This is a genomic window from Haloglomus salinum (assembly GCF_024298825.1).
Taxonomy (GTDB): Archaea; Halobacteriota; Halobacteria; order Halobacteriales; family Haloarculaceae; genus Haloglomus; species Haloglomus salinum.
This window is the reverse complement of sequence record NZ_CP101153.1, coordinates 1,923,347-1,942,941: the sequence shown is the minus strand read 5'-3', so window position 1 is coordinate 1,942,941 and position 19,595 is coordinate 1,923,347. Positions and strand designations below refer to the sequence as shown.

Annotated in this window: 19 protein-coding genes; 9 read left to right on the top strand and 10 right to left on the bottom strand. The window is 69.3% G+C overall.

Features of this window, described 5'->3' with window-relative positions:
* Positions 1-52: 52 nt before the first annotated feature.
* Positions 53-838 carry a crotonase/enoyl-CoA hydratase family protein gene (locus NL115_RS09340; RefSeq protein WP_254832913.1) on the top strand — a complete coding sequence of 262 codons (786 nt, stop codon included), beginning with the start codon at positions 53-55 and terminating at the stop codon, positions 836-838.
* A 307-nt stretch (positions 839-1,145) separates the two neighbouring features.
* Here NL115_RS09340 and NL115_RS09335 read toward each other — a convergent pair whose 3' ends face one another.
* On the bottom strand, positions 1,146-3,539 hold the full coding sequence (locus tag NL115_RS09335) for a type II/IV secretion system ATPase subunit (RefSeq protein WP_254832912.1): 2,394 nt from the start codon (positions 3,537-3,539) through the stop codon (positions 1,146-1,148).
* Between the two features lie 114 nt (positions 3,540-3,653).
* Positions 3,654-4,328 carry a helix-turn-helix domain-containing protein gene (locus tag NL115_RS09330; RefSeq protein WP_254832911.1) on the bottom strand — a complete coding sequence of 225 codons (675 nt, stop codon included), beginning with the start codon at positions 4,326-4,328 and terminating at the stop codon, positions 3,654-3,656.
* 87 nt (positions 4,329-4,415) lie between these two features.
* Between NL115_RS09330 and NL115_RS09325 the strand changes: the two genes are divergently transcribed.
* The gene (locus NL115_RS09325; protein WP_254832910.1) at positions 4,416-5,144 is read left to right on the top strand and encodes a cupin domain-containing protein; all 729 of its coding nucleotides are present in this window, start codon (positions 4,416-4,418) and stop codon (positions 5,142-5,144) included.
* Between the two features lie 119 nt (positions 5,145-5,263).
* Here the strand turns inward: NL115_RS09325 and NL115_RS09320 are convergent, their stop codons facing one another.
* The 7 genes from NL115_RS09320 to surE all read right to left on the bottom strand — a co-directional run bounded on the left by NL115_RS09320 (position 5,264) and on the right by surE (position 12,279).
* Positions 5,264-5,653, bottom strand: a complete 390-nt coding sequence (locus tag NL115_RS09320) for a winged helix-turn-helix transcriptional regulator (RefSeq protein ID WP_254832909.1) — start codon at positions 5,651-5,653, stop codon at positions 5,264-5,266.
* A gap of 127 nt (positions 5,654-5,780) precedes the next feature.
* A complete protein-coding gene (locus tag NL115_RS09315; protein WP_254832908.1) occupies positions 5,781-6,713 on the bottom strand; it encodes a DUF2513 domain-containing protein in 933 nt (310 codons plus the stop codon).
* A gap of 98 nt (positions 6,714-6,811) precedes the next feature.
* Positions 6,812-8,083, bottom strand: coding sequence for an MFS transporter (locus tag NL115_RS09310; protein ID WP_254832907.1), 1,272 nt, complete (start codon positions 8,081-8,083; stop codon positions 6,812-6,814).
* 4 nt (positions 8,084-8,087) lie between these two features.
* Positions 8,088-8,504, bottom strand: coding sequence for a DoxX family protein (locus NL115_RS09305; RefSeq protein ID WP_254832906.1), 417 nt, complete (start codon positions 8,502-8,504; stop codon positions 8,088-8,090).
* A gap of 340 nt (positions 8,505-8,844) precedes the next feature.
* Entirely contained in the window at positions 8,845-9,987 is a 1,143-nt protein-coding gene (locus tag NL115_RS09300) for an acyl-CoA dehydrogenase family protein (RefSeq protein WP_254832905.1), read from the bottom strand.
* Between the two features lie 24 nt (positions 9,988-10,011).
* A complete protein-coding gene (locus NL115_RS09295; protein WP_254832904.1) occupies positions 10,012-11,091 on the bottom strand; it encodes a DsbA family oxidoreductase in 1,080 nt (359 codons plus the stop codon).
* Between the two features lie 336 nt (positions 11,092-11,427).
* Positions 11,428-12,279 (bottom strand): 5'/3'-nucleotidase SurE, encoded by an 852-nt coding sequence (gene surE, locus NL115_RS09290; protein ID WP_254832903.1) that lies wholly within the window; start codon positions 12,277-12,279, stop codon positions 11,428-11,430.
* A 339-nt stretch (positions 12,280-12,618) separates the two neighbouring features.
* Here surE and NL115_RS09285 point away from each other — a divergent pair, with 339 nt between their 5' ends.
* Together NL115_RS09285 and NL115_RS09280 are read left to right on the top strand one after the other, a co-directional pair.
* Entirely contained in the window at positions 12,619-13,266 is a 648-nt protein-coding gene (locus NL115_RS09285; RefSeq protein ID WP_254832902.1) for a zinc-ribbon domain-containing protein, read from the top strand.
* Between the two features lie 44 nt (positions 13,267-13,310).
* On the top strand, positions 13,311-13,919 hold the full coding sequence (locus NL115_RS09280) for a zinc ribbon domain-containing protein (RefSeq protein WP_254832901.1): 609 nt from the start codon (positions 13,311-13,313) through the stop codon (positions 13,917-13,919).
* 54 nt (positions 13,920-13,973) lie between these two features.
* Here NL115_RS09280 and NL115_RS09275 read toward each other — a convergent pair whose 3' ends face one another.
* On the bottom strand, positions 13,974-15,269 hold the full coding sequence (locus tag NL115_RS09275) for an MFS transporter (RefSeq protein WP_254832900.1): 1,296 nt from the start codon (positions 15,267-15,269) through the stop codon (positions 13,974-13,976).
* Positions 15,270-15,357: 88 nt separating this feature from the next.
* Here NL115_RS09275 and NL115_RS09270 point away from each other — a divergent pair, with 88 nt between their 5' ends.
* The 5 genes from NL115_RS09270 to NL115_RS09250 all read left to right on the top strand — a co-directional run bounded on the left by NL115_RS09270 (position 15,358) and on the right by NL115_RS09250 (position 19,566).
* Positions 15,358-16,092, top strand: coding sequence for a helix-turn-helix domain-containing protein (locus NL115_RS09270; RefSeq protein WP_254832899.1), 735 nt, complete (start codon positions 15,358-15,360; stop codon positions 16,090-16,092).
* Positions 16,093-16,403: 311 nt separating this feature from the next.
* Positions 16,404-16,850, top strand: coding sequence for a hypothetical protein (locus NL115_RS09265; protein WP_254820881.1), 447 nt, complete (start codon positions 16,404-16,406; stop codon positions 16,848-16,850).
* 22 nt (positions 16,851-16,872) lie between these two features.
* Positions 16,873-18,036 (top strand): hypothetical protein, encoded by a 1,164-nt coding sequence (locus NL115_RS09260; protein ID WP_254832898.1) that lies wholly within the window; start codon positions 16,873-16,875, stop codon positions 18,034-18,036.
* Between the two features lie 14 nt (positions 18,037-18,050).
* Positions 18,051-19,157: a hypothetical protein gene (locus NL115_RS09255; RefSeq protein WP_254832897.1), complete on the top strand. Its 1,107-nt coding sequence runs from the start codon at positions 18,051-18,053 to the stop codon at positions 19,155-19,157.
* On the top strand, positions 19,072-19,566 hold the full coding sequence (locus tag NL115_RS09250; RefSeq protein ID WP_254832896.1) for a hypothetical protein: 495 nt from the start codon (positions 19,072-19,074) through the stop codon (positions 19,564-19,566). The genes NL115_RS09255 and NL115_RS09250 overlap by 86 nt, the downstream gene beginning before the upstream one ends.
* Positions 19,567-19,595: the final 29 nt, after the last annotated feature.

The window sequence follows — 19,595 nt, the reverse complement described above, 5'->3', positions numbered from 1 at the left end:
CACCGTCACCACCCACGCCGGAGTTAACACCCCTGCCCCCGTCTCCCGGCGCGTGAGCGACCACGACCTCGACGGTGACGACGGCCCCGTCCACTACGAGCGTGACGGCCCGGTCGCCGTCGTCACCGTCGACCGGCCGGAGCGGCGCAACGCCATCGACTACGAGACCAGCCAGCACCTGCTGGACGCGTTCACCCGCGTCGAGGAGACCGACGCGAAGGTGGCGGTCCTCACGGGCTCGGAGGGCACCTTCTCGGCGGGTGCGGACCTGAAGGCGATGGACCTGCAGGACTCGCCGGAGGGATGGCTCGGGTTCACCCGCACGCGCTGCGAGGTGCCCGTCATCGCCGCCATCGAGGGCCATTGCGTCGCCGGCGGCATCGAGATGGCGTGCTGGTGCGACATCCGCGTCGCCGCGAAGGGGGCGACGTTCGGCTGCTTCGAGCGGCGCTTCGGTGTGCCGCTCGTCGACGGCGGGACCCAGCGCCTGCCCCGCATCGTCGGCCTCGGGCGCGCGCTGGACATGATTCTCACGGGCCGCGCGGTCGACGCCGAGACCGCCGAGCGGTGGGGGCTCGCGACGCGGCTCGCCGACGAGGGCGAGGCCCTGGAGACGGCCGTCGAGCTGGGCAAACAACTGGCCGACTTCCCGCAGGACACGATGCTCTCGGACCGCGACGCCGTCTACGACGGTATCGGGACGCCGCTCCAGCAGGGCCTCGGGCTGGAGGGCTGGCACGGCTCGCGCGTGCTGCGGACGGCCGAGGCCGGTGCCGACCGGTTCGCGGGCGGCGAGGGGCGCAGTGGCGCCGGAATCGAGGACCCTGACGGGGGATGACGCTCCGCGTGGCGAGGGACGTGAGGTGGCCCCCGCGAACAGCAGCCGGAGCGGCCCGACGCGGCCGAGAAGCCCGGAAGTCGGGTGCCGACGCAGACGACCACGAGCCGACGTATCTCGTCCAGTACCTCCCACCACGAACCGACAGTGCGGACCACTCCACCTCCACGAACGCGTCCGGACGGAGCACCGTCGTGGGGGCCACACGATGGATGTCGTCGAGTGAGATGCAGGAATCGGCGATGGTGCGTCGGTACAGCAGCGCCCGACTCACCCACAGGTGACACAGGGCCGGAAGCCCACGATCTCAGTCGTGGGGAGCTGACCCACTCCCGCCGTCGGCGACCACATCCCGCGTTCCCCGGTCCTGCACCCGCTCGACGGTCGCGGCCTCGTTCGCACGGAGATCCGCGAGGAAGCCGAACAGTTCCTCGAAGTCGTCGCGCTCCTCGCGCACGAGATGCTCCACGTAGCGGCGTTTCCGGCGGAACTCCTGCTCGACGTCTTCGACCGGGCGGTCGGTGGTCCGTGCCAGTCGCTCGAAGACGCGGGTCCGGTCGCTCACGGCGCCGCCGGCCGACTCGCTGCCGGCCCCGTCGAGCGCGAAGGCGTGTCGGAAGCCGCCGTCGTGGTCGCGGCGGGCAACCCGGTTCCAGTGGACCGTCGTGCCGTCCTTCTCGATGGTGCCGTGGTCTCGACCGGGGTCGCCGGGTCGGTCGAGTGCCTCGTACGCCGTCGCCGAGAGGAACTCGACGGCCTCGGCGACGTAGCGCTCGCCGGCCGCGTGCTTCGGGAACACCACGAGGTCGATCTCCCGGAGCAGGTAGGCCGGCAACCCCTGCTCGACGACCCGGTTGACGAGTTTCTCCACGTCCTCGGCGTGGGTCGTGCCGAGGATGCCGTGGCCGGTGTTGAGCGATTCCCCGAACGTCTCGAACGATTCGGAGGTATTTATCTCAGCTATAACCTCTATATCTGGATTGAGGTAGTTCGACTCGGTCATCAGGTCGGCCATCGTCACGCGCTTGAACTCGTCCTGATGGTCGCGCGTCGACAGCGAGACGCCCGTCTCGTGGGGGAGGCGCACCTCCCGACTCCCCTCGTCGATGCTCACCGGGCGGTCCTGGTAATCCACGAACGGCATATGCGCGTTGAGGAGTGTCGTCTTCCCGACCCCCGTCGGCCCGGAGAACAGGACGACGCCGTGGTGCTCGTAGAACAACCACAGTAGCGCTACCAGGTCCACCGAGAGCGCGTCGCGCTCGACGAGGTCGACGGGCGTGAGCGCGCCGGGCGCTTGCTTCCGGATAGAGACGTGCGGGCCGTCCTCCGTGATGACCGGGAGCGCGACGGCACACCGGATGGTCTCGTCGACGCCGGGCGGATCGAGGTTCACCTTCGCGGAGGGCTGGCTGGCGTCGAGTTCGACCCCGTCTGCAGCGGCCAGCTGTCGGACAACGTTGACGAACGTCGTCTCGTCGTCGAACGCGAGATTGGTCGGAACGCGCCGTTCGGGGCCGTCACGGCCCGGCCCTGGAGTCCGGTCGCCAGCGTCAGCTCCGTGGTACTCGCTCCCGGGGGCATCGCTCCGTGGGACCACCTTCACCCGCTCGCCGACGCGATTGGCCTCCACGTCCTCCAGATGTGGGTCCCGGATGGGGACGGTGAGCGGACCGAAACCGACGAAATCGCGGAGAACGTGGTAGACGAGGTCGTCCAGTCGGTCCTCGGCGTAGCGCTCGCCGGCCGGCGGCAGGGCCAGTCCGTGCTCGGCGAGTGCCGACCGGACACGGTGGCGGGTCGCGTCGAGCCACGTTCGGGTGTTGCGGGCGGTGAGTCGACGGGAGAGCAGCTCCTCGGCGCGCTCGCGGACGAACGCCGTCCGGTCGCGGGTCGTCCCAGGCTCGGCATCGCGGTCGGGCGGCGTCTCGTCCGCCCGGCCCAGCACCGCGTCGGTCCCCGTCTCCCAGACGCGCTCCTTGCAGGCCGCGACCAGTTCCTCGTCGCCCGGTAGCAGGTCCGGTTCCTGCACGGCGTACTTCGCCACGAACGGGTCGCCGCCGAGCGTGTGCTCGCGGTAGCGAACGACTGGTATCTCGAACCCACGGAACTCGACCGTATAGCGCGCCAGCCGTTCGCTGACGAACCGCGAGAGGAGGTCCTCGTCCGGGTCGGTCACGCCCGTCGCGGCGGGGGCGAAGTCCTCGGTGTGGACGACGAGCCGCTCGCCGTCACCCGTGGTGCTCGCGTCATCGTCGATGGGGCGCGTGTCCGCCACCTCGATGCGCTCATCGAGTGCCAGCGCCGTCAGTTCGCCGAGACAGCGCTCCTCGCGGAGCGCGTGGTACTCCACCCGGCGACGGGCGTCGGCCGGCAGGTCGAGCAGCCGGTCCAGTACCCGCTCGTACTTCCCGTCGAACCCCTCTCGCATCCGCTCGCGTGCCCCCTCCCGCGTGAGCGGCCGGTCGAGCGGTGCGTCGGCGAAGTAGTCCCGGAGTCGGTCCAGTCCTGTGGCCCCCGCTCCCGACAGTGACGGCTCCCTGACGGCGTACTCGAACTCCGTCCCGGGCTGTTCGCGCTCCCGGATGGTAACGACCACGCCGGGTCGGACCTCGTACTGGGCCCGGACCCCCGGAGCGTACCACGCGTCCGGGGCGTCGGGTGGTTCGGGCGCCGGGACGGTCGGTGGCTCGTCGGCCATGGGTCGTTGTGGGTGTGTTTTCGGACTTAAATCTGCGGAATATTCGTGGTAATCTTGTGGCTGCTCCGTCGGGAGCGGTATCGGGGGGTCGGTGTCGGCGGAATCGTCGGGCAGTTATCGGTGACGGTCGCTCCGCAGGTCGTCCATCGCGGCCCTGGCGAGTTTGGCCTCGGCCTTCTGGAGGTGTTCGGACGCAGTCGGCGGGGCACAGCCCAGTTCGGCGGCGATGTCGTCGTGGGTCGCGTTCCGCGGCTGGTCGTAGTAGCCCAGGTCGAGCGCGACGGCCAGCGCCTCGCGCTGCCGGTCGCTCAACGCGGCGATGGGATGCTCGCTCTCGCCGTGGAACGTCCCGATATCGGTCACCGTCACGTCCATCGCGTCGGGGGTTTCGTCGAGGGCCGCCTGGAGCGCCGCGGCGTTGCCCACGACCCGGAAGCGCATGTCTCCGTCGCGGTAGACGATTGGTTTGCGGACGACGATACCCGGTCGGGCCCGAGCCGCGCGGATGGCGTCGAACAGCGGCGTCTCCAGGGGGCGCAGTTCGACCAGCACGTGTGTCCACCGCCCGTCCGTCTCGGTGCGCTCGACCGACTCGACGCTGGGGGCTGTCCCGGCGGCGAACGGCGCCGTGTCCCCGTCGACGGCGAACAGCACCGTCTCGACTCCGCCGCCGGTCAGGTTCCACTCGACGACCCGTGTCTCCTCGATGGCCGGCGAGTCCGCCAGCATCGTGTAGAACGGCGGCGCCCGCTCCTGGTCGACCGCGGCCGTGACCCGGAGGTGTTTCATGGCTGCCCGTTCGGCGGAGTCCCGGGTTAAACTACCCTCCTATCTATCGCAGCAATCCCTCGCGGCTGGCGGGCGAACCGTCCGGCTATGACCACGACGACCGGACTGGACGCCGTCCGACGGACCGGGCGCCCGCTGGACGAGCACGGCGCCCCCCGCGAAGGGCCGGTGCTCGAACTCGACCCGGAGAGCGAGGCCGCTGCGCTCCTCCGGGACGCCCCACGACCGCTGGCGTCGAACCCCGGGGCTGGGACGTGGGGGGTCCTGCTCTCGCGGCCGGACGAGGGCGAGACCGAGGCGCCTGAACTGCTCCAGTGGCTGGGGCCGGACGCGGGGCAGCCACCGGTCCACCGGCATCCGGCTCCGGAGCGGTTCGAGGTGCTGCGAGGGCGGCTGACGGTCGTCCGTGACGGCGAGGAGCATCGACTCGATTCCGGTGATGCCGTCACGGTTCGTCCCGGGGTCGAACACGCCTTCCGCAACGACACCGACGGCGTCGTTGCCTTCCGTGCCGAACTGCCGTCGATGCGGACCGTTCTGTCGCTGTACACCACCTGGGGGCTCGACCACGAGGGTGCCTTCGCCGCTGACGGTGGGTTCGGCGAGCCGGGGCCCCTGCACGGGCTGGTCCTCAGCGAGGACGTGTACGATGACACCACGATGACGGCCGCGCCGGTCGCCCTCCAGCGGCTGCTCTGGGCCACCGCTGGCCGCGTCGCGCGGGCGCTGGGATACACGGGCATCGACGAGTCCTACCTCGACGACGCGTTCTGGCGGCGCCACGTCGAACAGCCGGTCCTGGAGGAGCAGTGCTGAACGGAGCGACCGGACGCTGGAGGAGTAGCGCCGAACCTGATGACCGGGCGTTCGACGCGTCCCCCCAGGGCGGCGAGCGGGCGTCTGCTGCCGGGAACTGAGGGCGGTCCGGGCCGTGCTCAGTGCTGTGTCGGCCCTCTGACCGCCGGGCGTTCCGCGGTGGGCACGTCGGCCCACTCCTCGGCCCAGTCGCCCAGGTCCGACAGGGCGTCAGTGAGCGCCCCGCCCTTCGCCGTGAGGCTGTAGTAGACGGCGACCGGCGCCGCCTCCTCCATCCGGCGCTCGACGATGTCGGCCTCGGCCAGTCCATCGAGCGCGTCGGAGAGCGTCTTCGAGCGGGCGTTCGTGGCGCGCTTGAGTTCGTTGAAGCGCTGCTCGCCGTCCTGGAGCGCGTGGAGGATGTTCAGCCGCCACGGCGTTCCGACCTGGTCGATGGCGTGGACGACGGGGCAGGCCGATTCGTTGCTGGCTCGGATCTCCTCCTGGCGGGCGTCGGTTTCTGCGGTCATGGCTGTGTTCGATGGGACGGGGCCGCGGGGACCGTTCCGCCGGGGCCCCGCCCCGGTCCGGGCGGACCAACGCCGGAGTGGTGATTAAGCGCTTGGCGAAACCAGTTGCTCTAACTCACCTGACACGTCAGCCGCCGGCCTCCAGCGAGACCGCGAGCCCGTCCTCGACGACCGCGGTCAGCGGCTCGTCACCGTCCTCGACCGCGATGGCGACCTCGAACGGCGCCGTCGACCGCACGTCGAGCGCGTCGGCGTCGACCACGAACCCGAGGTCCCACAGCGGTGTCTCCCGGACGGCCACGCCGGTGCGGTGGAGGCGTCCGGCCACCGACGGACGCGTCAGCAGCACCACGCCGACGGGCAGGAAGCTGTAGAAGCTGCACCGCTCGCAGTCGACGTAGACGAGCGCCGGGTGGTCGCTGGCGAAGTACTCCTCGTACCGGTCCAGCCCCTCGATGACGCCGACGCAGGTGCCCTCCTCGGTGGCGGCGCCGGTGAACTCGCGGGCGATGCGCCCGGCGCAGAACGGGCAGACCTCGTCGAGCGCACACGACCAGATGAGCCGGGTCCGGCGGTCGAACGCCGCGACGACGTCCTCCGGGTCCCGGTCCGCGACGCCGCCGGGGTCGAACGGCCACTCCAGCGCCCGGTTCCCGCAGTCGGGACACCGCACCCGGCCGATGCAGTCGGTCCCGTACTCGAAGGTGAGCCCCGACCCACACGCCCGGCAGTCCGCGTCCAGTTCGACCGGGTCGACGGTCGTCTCCTCGTGGAAGACGCCGCTCTGGATGGCGTCCAGCACCCGATGGCCGGGATACTGCAGCTCGTACCCCTCGTCGGTCGCGACGACGAAGTGGTCCTGAAGTTTCCCGAGGTGGTAGTTGAACTTCCCCGAGTCGCGCTCGTCGACGGCCTTCCGGAGCTCCGCGAACGAGAGCGAGAAGCCCGGCGCCTCCCACAGCGCCAGCAGGATGTTCAGCCGGAGTTCGTGGCTCAGCACGGTGAACGCCGACTCCGCAGCGGCCGTCGGTCGGTCCACGTCCCCCCGTTCGTGGCTCATGTCCGGGGTGTCTCGCCAGGTGGTGAAAAAATCTGGTGGGGGGGAACGGCCATTCCCGGGCCCGGGCAGTGGGCCCCGGTGCCGCTCGCACTCGTCACTCAGGCCGACTCCGCGACCGGGCCGGTCCCCCGGGGAGCCAGCGGGAGTATCGAGAGCGCGACCAGGGCGACCGCTGCGACGCCCGCTGCGCCCAGAATCGCCGTCCGGTCGCCGACGGCGCCGGCGAGGAGGGTGAACGCGAGGGGGCCGACTGCCTGGCTGACACCGATAGTCGTGGTCTGCAGGCTCATCACGCCGCCCCGGACCCGGTCGGGGGCGAGGGAGCTGACGCCGGCGAACAGCGTCGGCGTCACGAGCCCGTTTCCGGCGCCGAACACGAGGAGCGCGCCGGCCAGCAGCGGGAGCGTACCGGCGAGCGCGACGCCGAGGAAGCTGACCGCGTAGCACGCGAAGCCGGCCGCGAGCAGTTCCGTGCGCGACGCCCTGCTCGCGAGATGGCCGTTCCCCATCGAGACGACGGCAGTCACGAGCAACACGGCGCTCGTCACCAGCCCCACGGCCGTGGGCGAGAGGCCGAACGCGGCGTCGAGGTAGAACGGGACGGCGGTGTAGAGCCCGCCGAACAGGAGGGCGAACGAGACGAACATGACGCCGTAGAGCGCGAGCGCTCGTCGGGTCGGAACCGCCCGGAGCGCCTCCCGGACGTAGCCGCCCTCGGCAGACGCCGACTCGCGGGTGGTCGAGGCTCCGGCCGACCCACCGTCGAGCGCCACCCAGACGAGGGCGGCAACCGGGAGCGCGAGCGCGTACACCAGGAACGGCGCGTTCCAGGCTCGCTCGGCGAGGTAGCCGCCGACGAGCGGGTAGACCGCAGTCCCCAGTGACAGCGCCGCCGACGTGACACCCATGACGGCGTCGTGCCGGGCGCCCTCGTACCGGTCGCCGACGACGGTCATCGCCAGCGCGGCGAACAGGCTGCCGGCGGCGGCCCCCTGGAGGACCCGCAGGCCCAGCGCCACCGCGAACGCGTCCGTGAAGGCGACGGCCGTCCCCGTCAGCCCGAACAGCACGAGACAGCCTGTCAGGACCTCCCGGCGGCCGACCCGGTCAGCGAGTGCGCCGACGACAGGGGCCAGGACGATTCCCGGGAGGGCGTACAGGGTGACGAGCAGCCCGGCGCTGGACTCGGGGATACCGAACGCAGCCTGCACGCGTGGGAGGGCGGGACTGATGAGCGGGACGTCCGTCGGGGTCAACAGCGTGGCCGCGAGTATCGCGAGCAGTGCCGGTGACCGCCACGAAATCCCTGCATTCCCGTCCGCGTCCGTGCCCGCGTCGTCAGCCGCGGCGTCGGAGTCGGGGACCGGCATGGACTCAGAGCCCGAGGCCGACCGCCAGCGGCCACTCGACCGTCGAGAGCGCGAGGAAGACGAGCGCCGCCCCGAGCAGGCCCACGTTCTTCAGGAAGTGGATCTGCTCGTTCTGCCGGTCCTGGCCCTCCAGCGTCCAGAAGTCGTGCATGATGCCCGTGATAGGGGCGAGGAACGCGACCACCGCGAGCGTCCCGACCGCGGGGTAGACGCCCAGGAGGACCGCCAGCGAGCCGGCGACCAGCCCCAGGCTCCCCAGCGGGACGGTGACCGAGGCCAGGGGTGCCCCCTTGCTCTGCGCGTAGCCGACCGAAGCCTCCAGGTCGAGGAGGTTCCCGAGCGCGAGGTAGCCGACGACGAGCGCGAACAGCGCCCGTCCGAGCAGGAACGCCACTCCGGAGAGCGTCGAGTCGAACACCATCAGACGCCACCTCCGATTCGGCGGGTCGTGATTCCCGTGCCACGCTGGGGCGTCGATTCTCCACTGCTGCTTCGACCGTTGGTTGCTGCTATCATCGCATCTCGGGATGGTACCCCCGTCGATGTAAGTTTCAGGCAGCTTACACTATACCAGGTTCAGCCCGCTATACTGGTGGGGCCGATGGAACGATTATCTATATATTTGGCTGTTAGGTTGTGGAAATTGGGGCCTTGATGGCTTTATTGGGTTTTAGGGCCAAAAATAGCTTAGAAGTGGGTTGTTGTGGCTATCTTGCAATCACGTGCTCCTACCCCGCCGACGCCGGGTGTGGGAGCCTCGCCTACCGCCGGGGGTGCGCCTCGAAGACGGCCTCGCCGAGGGTGTCCTTGTGGCCCTCGTTCGGGCCGCCGGCGAGCGTGAGGAGCCGGGCGTCCCGGAGGTAGCGCTCGACGTGCTTCTCCGTGGTGTAGCCGATGCCGCCGTGGAGCTGCATCGCCGTGTTCGCGTTCTCGACGGCGGCCTCGGTCGCGTGGACCTTCGCCATGCTGAACTCGCGAGCGGTGTCCAGCCCCCGGTCGGCACGGTCGGCGGCGCGCAGGGTCAGGAGCCGGGCGGTGTCGACCCGCTGGGCCATCTCGCCGACCTCCCACCTGACGCCCTGGAAGTCGCCGATGGACTGGTCGAACTGCTCGCGCTCGCTGGTGTAGGCGACAGTGTCGTCGAGTGCCGCCCGCGCGATGCCCACGCCGCGGGCGGGCACGTTCACCCCGGTCTTGACGGCCCCGCGCTGGACGTAGGCCTCGCCGACCTCGCCGATGCGCTGGCTGTCGGGCACCCGGACCCCCGAGAGCGACGCTCGCGGTGACTTCACCGACCGGGCGCCGAGCGTGTCCCACACCTCCTCGACTTCGTACGCGTCTGTCGGCACGAGGAACGCGGTGATGTTGTGGGGCTGCTCCGATTCGGGCCCGGTCTTCGCGTACGTGAGCACGTAGTCGGCGTGGCGGAAGTTCGTAACCCACTGCTTGTGGCCGTCCAGCACCCACTCGTCGCCGTCACGGTCGGCGGTCGTCTCCATCTCCAGCTTGTTGCTCCCGGCGTTCGCCTCGCTGAGGCCGAGCACCCCCACCGTGTCGTACGACGCCATCGAGGGGAGGTACCGCTCTCGTTGCTCGCCGGTGCCGAACCGCTCGATGACGGTGGCGACGCCGAGATGGAGCGCCATCGCACTCGCGACGGGCATCAGCGCCGCGGACAGCTCCTCGACGACGAGCGCGAGTTCGACCAGGCCCTCGCCCCGGCCGCCGTACTCCTCGGGGAGGGTGAGTCCCGCGTACCCCCGGTCGCCCAGTTCGTCGAGAATCGCACTCGGGTGTTCCTCGGCCCGGTCCAGTTCGATAGCCTGGGGGCGAATCGTCTCCTGAGCGAACTCGCGGGCCGCCGCACGGAGCGCCCGTTGCTCCTCGGTGAGCTGGAACTGCATGGTCGGAGCCGCGGCTGGCGGGCACTAATACTCTCGCTGAAACGCGTTCCTGTGGGAACGATTACAGCTTCGCGATGCCAGCGCGGAGCCCCGCGAGCGAGAACCCGAGGTCGGCGTCGGTGGGTCCTGGCTCCGGCTCGTCTCGCGTGGCGTCGACGGGTGGGTCCTCCGGCGGCGGCGGTTCGACTGGCGGGGGTTCGTCCGCGGACATCGCTCGTGGTCACGACCGGGGTCGGTCCCCGATAGTTCGTTGTGGTGGTGTGAGACGGTTCCACTCACGTCGTTCCAGAACAGGCCGTTCCCGCGCTGTTCGCGGGTCAGCGCCCCCTCGTCGACGAGCGACTGGAGTACCTGTCGGGCCTTCCCGTCGTCGAGGTCGTACACCTCGGCGACCTCTCGGGTCGCGACGGGGCCGTACTCGGCGACGAACTCCCGAATTGGTGGCGGCGACGACCGTTCCAGCCCTGGCGCGGCGGCTTCGAGCCGCCCGGCGAGCGCGTCGAACGACTGGAAGCCCGCGAGCTGGAGCGTGTCCTCGGCCCCCTCGATGCGGTAGGTCGGAAAGGCCCGGACACCGGCGTTCCGGGTGCGCGCGAGGTCGTCCTCGAAGGCGGCCTGTGCGGTACCGTCGTCCAGTGCGCCGGTGAACGCCTCCACGTCCAGGCCGACCCGCTCGGCCAGCGCGACCTGCTCCGACCGTTCGTTGACGTTGCGCGCCTGGGTCGCATACACCTCGCGCAGCAGCCGGAGGTACCGGTGTGCTCGCTCGCGGTCCTGCAGCCGCGCGGCCGCGAAGGCGATGCTGGCGGGGTACGTCGACCGCGCGGGGTTCGTCTCGAAGATGGCCGTCTCTACGGGCATCCCGTGCTGTTCGGACGCCTCGAGCCAGTGTGGGCCGACATCGCTCGGCTCGGCGATGTCGTTGCCGGCGTCGTAGAACGCGTCGAAGTCCTCGACGAGTCCGCCCATCACGAACTCGAGACGAAGCTGGTCACCGTACACGGTTCGGAGCCGACGAAGCACCGGCTCGGACCCCCAGCACCACGTACACATGGGGTCGGTGAACTGAATCAGCGTCACACTGGCGTCGACTGTCTCGGGCATACGGGGCCGACTACCGGCCCCTGTCCGGTAAGTTTCAGCTAAATTACACTATGCCACGTCTCCCGCGGCGTATCAGGTTTCGGCTCGTTACCGGGTGGTTGGGTCATGTCGCAGCGGCGGGCTCCCCCCGATGGAGGGAGTGCGGCAGGGGGGTGGAGGGGTAGGGGGGGCAGGGGGAGCGGGGGCCAATCCAGGCTCGACCGGGGGGCGGGCAACCCCGGACACTGGATGGTCTTGCCGGGCACCGTTCGGGCGGCTTCCGGCATCCGAACCGTGTGGCGCGATGGGTGTAAAGCTACCACTAGCTCAAACAGCGTTTTGAGCTACCCCCGCGGCTCAGTCCGCCGTCCCCGCCACGTCCGCGAAGACGGCCGCCAGTCGCTCGAAGACGGCCTCGTCGATGCCGTGTCGCGGGAGCGTGAGCGGGGAGATGCTGACGCGGTCGTCGAGCAGCGCCCGCCTGTCGGTGCCCTCCTCGTCGGGGATGTCACCCTCGGCCATCCCCGCGTGCAGCGGGTTGTGGAGGGCGAAGCGGTCGTCCGCGAGGTCCGCGTGCATGTCGTACCGGGGTGTCGGTCGGGTGATGGCCACGCCCGCGAGCGCGCGGTCCGGCCGCGGGACGTTGACGTTGAGGTAGTCGGTGTGGTCGAAGGCGTCCCCGTCGAGGGCTCGTTCGACGGCGGTCCGGCCGACGCGGGCGGCCCGCTCGAAGTCCTCGGGGGCGAGCCCGTCGCGGGCCAGCCCGATGACATCCATCGAGACGGCGATGCCGGGGACCCCCAGTGAGGCGGCCTCGACCGCGGCGCTCGCGGTCCCCGAGCGCGGGAGGACGTGGATGCCGAGGTTCGCGCCGGCGTTACAGCCCGCGACGACCACGTCCGGGTCGAACGCCCCCACGCCGAGGATGACGCAGTCACACGGCGTCCCGTGGACCGCGTACCCCAGTTCGTGCTCCTCGTGCGGGATGGTCACCGTGAACGGGTCGTCCGGGTCGGCACCCAGTCCGAGATCGCCGTCGTTCCCGCCGTCGTCGGGGCCCATCCGGCCGTAGGAGAGCCCTCGGCCAACGGCACTCTGGTTGCTGGCTGGGGCCACGACGGTCACCTCACCCAGTGCTTCGAGCGCGTCCGCGAGCGCCCGGAGGCCGGGGGCGTCGATGCCGTCGTCGTTCGTGAGCAGGACCTTCATCGTGCACCCGTGATGCAGGAACGGCGAGCCACGGCCGGTCGTCGTGTCATCGGGTCCGTCTCGCCGTCGGAGGGACATAAATCGGGTGGCGGTGTCCGGACTGGAGCCTCGTGGTTCCAGACCACTCACCCCGTTCGGCCAGTGATAGTTCGGGGAATAGTTTTATGAACGCTAAATGATGTGTGTCAATACATGGTATCAACACACATGGCCTGTGGGGATGGCGAGCGAACGGTGGCGAGGGGGAACCCCACACGAGCCACATGCCGCGGGTCTGGTCCGCCCGCCGGCGAGGGGTACGGGGCTGTGACCGGCGCAGACCTGGGGGGTGCGTGACCGATGGCGTACTGTCCGGACTGTGGCGCGGAGGTTTCGAAGGGAGTGAAGTTCTGCTCCGAGTGCGGGACCCCCCTGGAGGACTCTGCGGCGGCGAACTCACCGCCCGCGGGAAGCGGCTCCGGCACGTCGGGAACAAACGAGCGCGGTGCCGGGGGGACGACCGCCGCCGATGGGGCCACCGCAAGCACCACGTCGGCGGGCGGGACGGCCACCGCCGACGCCACGGCGACCACCACGTCGAGTACCGCTGGAACTGCCGATGACCCGGCGAACCAGGAGTCGAGCCTGGACCTGCCGGCCAATCAGGCTGCTGCGCTCTCGTACGTCCTCGGCCTGCTAACCGGCCTCGTCGTCTTCATCATCGAGGACGAGAACGAGTTCGTGCAGTTCCACGCAGCGCAGAGCATCGTGCTGTCGGTGGCGTTCGGAGGACTGTATCTGGTCTTCGGGGTGCTGACGAGCATCCTGTCGTTCCTCCCGGATGTCATCGGGGTACTCCTGATATCCCTGCTCGGTCTCGTCCAGGCGGTGATCGGGCTGGCCGGCTTCGTCGCCTGGGTGTACCTGATAATCCAGGCCTATCAGGGAGAGCGGTTCGTGGCCCCCGTCATCGGCGGTTTCGCCGAGAACCTCGCCAAGCAGGGATAGCACCACCAGCACAAACGAACGACTTCAGGTAGCGGAATCGGACAATGCCTTACTGTCACGAATGTGGAACGGAGATCGCGGACGGTTCCAGCTTCTGTCCGGAGTGTGGCACGTCGCTGTCGGACAGCAGGAGTCAGAACGACGGGACGAGCGGGACGGAGACGCGTGAGGCGTCCCCGACGACGGACGCCGCAGAGACCGACACCGGAGCCCGGGACCAGTCGTCCGGAACGGCCGGTTCGCTGGCGGGCCGCTTCTGGGTCACCACGCTCGTCGGCGCCGTACTGGCGTTCGTCCTCGGATTGCTCCTCTCCTCGTTCACTGGAGGACTCCTCTACTTCGTCGGGGTCATCGGCGGAGCCTTCGTCGGCGGGGTACTGTACCGGCAGGGACCCAGCGGCGGTGCGAAGGTCGGGGCCGTCTCGGGGGGGCTGTCGACCATCCCGTTCGCGGTCCTCCTGTTCGGCGTCCTGGCGGTCGGCCTCGGCGGGCTCATCGCCAACACCCCCCTCGCCACGAACTCGCCACAGGGGGAGAACCTCCTCGCCGCCTACGGAGTCATCGCGGTCGTGATCGTCCTCGCCGCGTTCGTGGCCAACATCGTCTTCGGCGTCATCGGCGGCCTGGTGGGGGGTGCGGTGGCCAGCGATTGAGGGGGGCGCTCGCAGCCACCGGTCACGCCCGCGGCGCGCTCGTCGCGAGAGCCCTCAGTCGGCCCGCGTCGGCGCGGCATCCCCCTCCGCAGGCACCGGCTCGTGCGTGCCGAAGTCGGGGTGGGTCTCCTCCATCCAGAGGTAGACGACCGCCCCCGAGACGAACATCAGGGCCGCGGTCAGGTAGAACGCGGCTTCGGCGCTCACGAACTCCATCCCGAGCCCGATGACGATGGCGCCGACGCCGTACCCGGCGTCGCGCCACATCCGGTAGACGCCCATCCCGGCGACTCGCCACGTGGGGTGGGCCGCGTCGCTCGGGACGGTCATCAGGTTGGGGTACAGCAGCGCCATCCCCAGCCCTGAGGCCGCCGAGAGGGCAGCCCACGCGAGGTAGCCCTCGACCAGCACCATCCCGAGGACGCCCCCGCCGGCCAGGAACATCCCGACCAGGACCGGCGGCCGGCGGCCGATGCGGTCGGCGAGTCCGCCGGTTCCGACCTGGAGGAAGTACATCGCGCTGTGGATGCCGACGACGACGCCGACGGCCTCGATGCCCAGTCCCTGGCTGGTGAGATACAGCGGCACCGCCAGCCAGAACAGCGTGTCCACGAACTTCTCGATGTGGCCGGCCTGGGCCGCCGCGAACAGCGTCCGGTCACCGTAGGTCGCCCGCTTCAGCACCGCGTTGAACGGCAGGTTCGCGTCGTGGTGGTCCTCATCGTCGTCGATCTCGGCCTGCGCGTACTGGGCAGTCTCCCTGATGAGGAAGATGGAGATGAGGAACGCCAGCACCACGACGACACCCAGGAAGTAGAACGGCTCGGGTCGGAGGCTCCACTGGCCCGCGATGAGGCCGGTTATCCAGGCGCCGACGGCGACGCCACTGTAGCCGAACGCCTCGTCGATGCCGACCGCGAGCCCGCGCTGCTCGGGGCCCGCGAGGTCTATCTTGGCGTTGATGGCCATGCTCCAGGTCAGCGCCTGGTTGATACCCAGCAGGATGTTCCCGACGGTAATCCAGCTCCAGCTGGGGGCGAAGATGAGGATGACCGGCAGCGGCAGCGCGGTCGCCCACCCGAGGACCAAGACCGGCTTCCGGCCGTACGCATCGCCCCACTTGCCGGCGTAGAGGTTGAGCAGGGCCTTGACGAAGCCGAAGGAGACGACGAACGAGCCGATGACGAACAGCGACTCGACGCCGAGCACGTCCCGGCCCAGCACCGGGACGACCGCCCGCTCGGAGCCGATCGTCAGTCCGGTCGCGAACACCAGCAGGACGTGGAGCGAGAACTGCCCGAGGTGTTCACGGATGCCCTGTTCGAGGTCTGCGGCCGAGTTCGAACCCATCGGTACCGACGCGTACGGTGGGAAGTAGGATATGAACACTGCGGGACATGGCCGGCATCGTTAATCAGCTGGCGACGTACGGTCGTGTATGAGCCTCCACCAGGCCTCGTTCCGGGTCCGTCACGAGTGTCCCTATCGGGAACTCTCCGAGCGACACCCGGACCTCACCATCCGGGAGTGGTACCTGAGCGACTGCCAGGTGCTGGAGATCACCTCGGCGGAGACGCCGACGGAGGACCTCCTCGCGGACGTCCGGGCGCTTGGAACCACCCTCCACGAGTCCGCCGACGAGTCTGGCCTCCACGTCGTCACGCAGGCGTGTCTCTGCTCGCTGGAGGACTCCATCCTCGACCGGTTCGAGCGGCACAACGCCCTCTACCAGCCGCCGACCGTCCACCGGCAGGGCTGGGAGCACTACACGGTCGTCGCGTTCGACGAGGGCGACATCCGGGCCCTGCTCCGTGACCTGGAGGCCGACCGCGACATCGAGGTCCTCTCGAAGACCGCCATCGCGGACGAGCAGCTCCCACACAGCATGCTGACGCCGGTCGACCGGCTGTTCGAGGATATCACCGACCGGCAGCTGGCCGCACTACAGCTCGCCCTCGAGAACGGCTACTACGAGCAGCCCCGGGGGACCTCGCTCCGTGAGCTGGCCGGCATGACCTCGGTGGCCCGCTCGACCTACGAGGAGCACCTCCGGAAGGCAGAGAACAAGCTGCTCACGAACGTCGGGGCGCTCCTGCGACTCGTGACCGCGGGCACCGCGACGAACCCGCTGGGGGCGGAGCCGTCGCCGACGCCGGAGCAGAACGCGGACTGAACGCTGGCGGTCACGAGCGGCTGTCGGAGTCGAGACCTCCGTCGCCCAGCCTCCCGGTGGGTGCCGTGTGGCAAGGAGCCGTGCTCCCCCTCTGGGACCGTCCCCCTCGTCGTGGCCCCGAACCCCCTTCGATCGGTTGCTACCACGGTGGCCCCTCCTTTTTTAGCCCCATACCACATCGGATATTGGAACCATAGGATTCGCCGGACGTACGAGGTGGCTCCTATGGGGGGAAACATGATGCACAAGATCGGCTGTAGGGCTGCCCCGGCAGCGTCGGGGCGGCCCCGTAGACGGAGGTATCGACGGCGATGACGGACGACGACGGGCCGCGGCGGCGAGAACTGCTCGCCGCCGTGAGCGCGACAATGGTGGTCGGCACCGCCGGGTGTTCGATCCTCACCGGAGACGGGGGTTCAGACGGCGACCCCGACGGGGACGACACGCCGACGCCGACCTCGTTCGGCTACGGTGGCTCTCCCACCGCCACGGCCACTGCGACCGTGGCCGCTACGGGGACAGCGACGGAGGACGCGACTCAGCCGACGGACACGACGGTGCCCGGCGACACGGAGACGCCGACGGACGGGCCGGAGACCGCGACGGATACGCCCGGTGGCCAGTCGTCGCAGACAGCCACGCCGACCGACACGCCCGCATCCGGGTCCAATGCGACGGATACGCCGACCTCGACCCCGGAGGACGAGTACGGCGAGCAGGGCTACGGCCAGTACGGCTACGGGGGCGTTGCCCCGTGACGCGACGCACGGAGTGACCACCATGCCCGAGACACCCAACCACGGCTACAACGTCCCCGACGAGGGGGCACAGAACTGGCACGAACCGCTGAACGAGAACTTCGAGCAGTACGACACCGACATCGAGATCCGCGACGAGTCGGGGAACATCGGCGACTACGAGCCGAAAGAGGGGGCGAAGTTCTTCGCCACCGACATCGGGGTCGCCGTCATCGGCGACGGCTCGGAGTGGCAGGGGTTCTCGTCGATGGGGCCGCGACCGACGTTCGAGACCGTCGATATCGACGGGGATGGCCTCGGAGGTAGCCTCCGTCTGATCTCCGAGCCGGACGGCCGTTCGACGATGAGACACTCGGTCTACACCCTAGATTCGAACGGGGAACACAACGGGACGACGTTCCGGCTGGAGCAGACGTTCGACGACGAGACCGACGAGTGGCTGATCAGGCACCGCGGCGAGGAGCGAACCTTCCACGCCGTCAAGAGCCGCGGCGACGGCCACGTGGGCGTCTCGATGCCGATCGACTCGTCGCCGGATGTCCCGCTCCACGTCGGCGGCGACAACAACTGGAACCTCGACGAGGGTGACGGAGACTTCAAGATCGGCGACGACGACTACCGGCTCGCGATGGGCGTCGCGCTCGGCGGGGGTGGGGCGGGCGCGTGCAACATCCGGGCGAAGGGCGGCATCCAGCAGCTCCAGCTCGGCGCCGGAGAGAGCGGGCACACCCTCCGCATCCGCCCGGATACGGTCTCGGTGAACGGTGACTTCGACGTGAGCGGGAACAAGAACTTCGTTCAGTCGGTCGACACCGACGACGGCGAGCGGGAGGTCGTCTACACCGCCACCGAGGCGGGGACGCCACACACCGAGGCGTCGGGCGTCGCCGAACTGGCGGACGGCCGGGCCGAGGTCGACCTGCCCGAGCACTTCGCGTGGGTGACCAGCGAGGCGGACCCACTGATGGTCCAGACGACGCCGTACGGTGGGTCGACCGGACTGAAGGTCGTCGAGCGATCGACCGATCGCATCGTGGTCGAGGCCCTCGACGGCGAGGGGGACTACGAATTCGCCTACACCGTCAAAGGGACCCGCGACGGTCAAGAAAACAAGCGGATCGTCCGCGAGCCCTCGGCAGCGGACGCTGCGTCCGACAGTACCGAGCGTCCGACCGCCGACGACTGACGATTACGAGATCAATGCCCGAGACACCCAACCACGGCTACAACGTCCCCGACGAGGGGGCACAGAACTGGCACGAACCGCTGAACGAGAACTTCGAGCAGTACGACACCGACATCGAGATCCGCGACACCGATGGCAACAAGGGGAACTACGACCCGAAGGCGGGCGCGAAGTTCCTCGCGACCGACACCGAAACGGTCTACATCGGTTCTGGGTCGTCGTGGGACCGCCTGGAGACCAGCGGTCGGGTCCCGAAACTGAATCGACTCGAAGTCTCGAGCGAAGTGAGTCGGATCGACCTCCTGAACGGAGATGGAGACCTCAAAATGATAATGGGGTATCAACCTGGTCCAGGCCGCTTCCTCGCGACGCTGTTCGACGACGATGGCGATCAGCACAACGTCCTGTCTGTGAACGATGAGGGGCACGATATCGCCGGCGATGGAAAGGTCGGTATCGGGAGAGCCTCACCGGGTGTGCCATTGGACGTCCACGGACAGGACAACTGGAACCTCGACAGCAACGACGGCGATCTCCGAATCGGGAATGGGGACTACCGACTCACGATGGGCGTCGCGCTGGGCGGGGGCGGCAGAGGTGCATGCAACGTCCGCGCCAAGGGTGGCCTCGAGCAGCTCCAGCTCGGTGCGGGCACCAGTGGCCACACGCTCCGGATTCGACCGGACACGGCCTCCGTCAATGGCGACTTCGAGGTGAGCGGGAACAAGAACTTCGTCCAGTCGGTCGACACCGACGACGGCGAACGGGAGGTGGTCTACACGACCGTGGAGGCCGGCACGCCCCACACCGAGGCGTCGGGCGTCGCCGAGCTGGCGGACGGCCGTGCCACGGTCGGCCTCCCGGAGCACTTCGCGTGGGTCACCGACGCCGACGAGCCGTTGCACGTCCAGACGACACCGTACGCGGTCGAATCGAACGGCCTTGCGGCCGTCGAACGGTCCACGGAGCGGCTGGTGTTCGCGGACCTCGACGGCACCGGCGACTACGAGTTCTCCTACACCGTGAAGGGGACCCGTGACGGCCACGCGGACAAGCGGGTGGTGCGGGAGCCCGGAGCTGCCGATACCACGGACCCGTCACCAGCGCCGGCCGACGACTGACGGACTCACACCCAAGACACCCAGCCACGACTGCAACGTCCTGAACGAGGGCGAGCAGGACTGGCACCAGCCGTCCGACGAGAACGTCGAGCAGTACGACACCGACATCGAGGTCCGCGACGTGGAAGCGACCACCGGCGACTACGAACCCAGGGACGGCGCCGAGTACTACTCCACCGACACCGGTCAGGTGTTCCTCGGCACCGGGGGCAGCTGGGACGCGGTCGATACCGCCGGGGAGACGCCGGGGTTCTGTTTCTGCCAACACGACACGGGAATCTCGTGGGAGAACAGCGGTACGACGCTGACATCCGCGTGGCCGTTCCGTCGGAGGAACGAGCAGCACCCACCAACTGGAGCCAGTGACGCACAGAAACGAACGGGCCGAACCCGGACCCAGAACGGGTAACCACAGCTGATGGGGGGTTTCACCTCCGG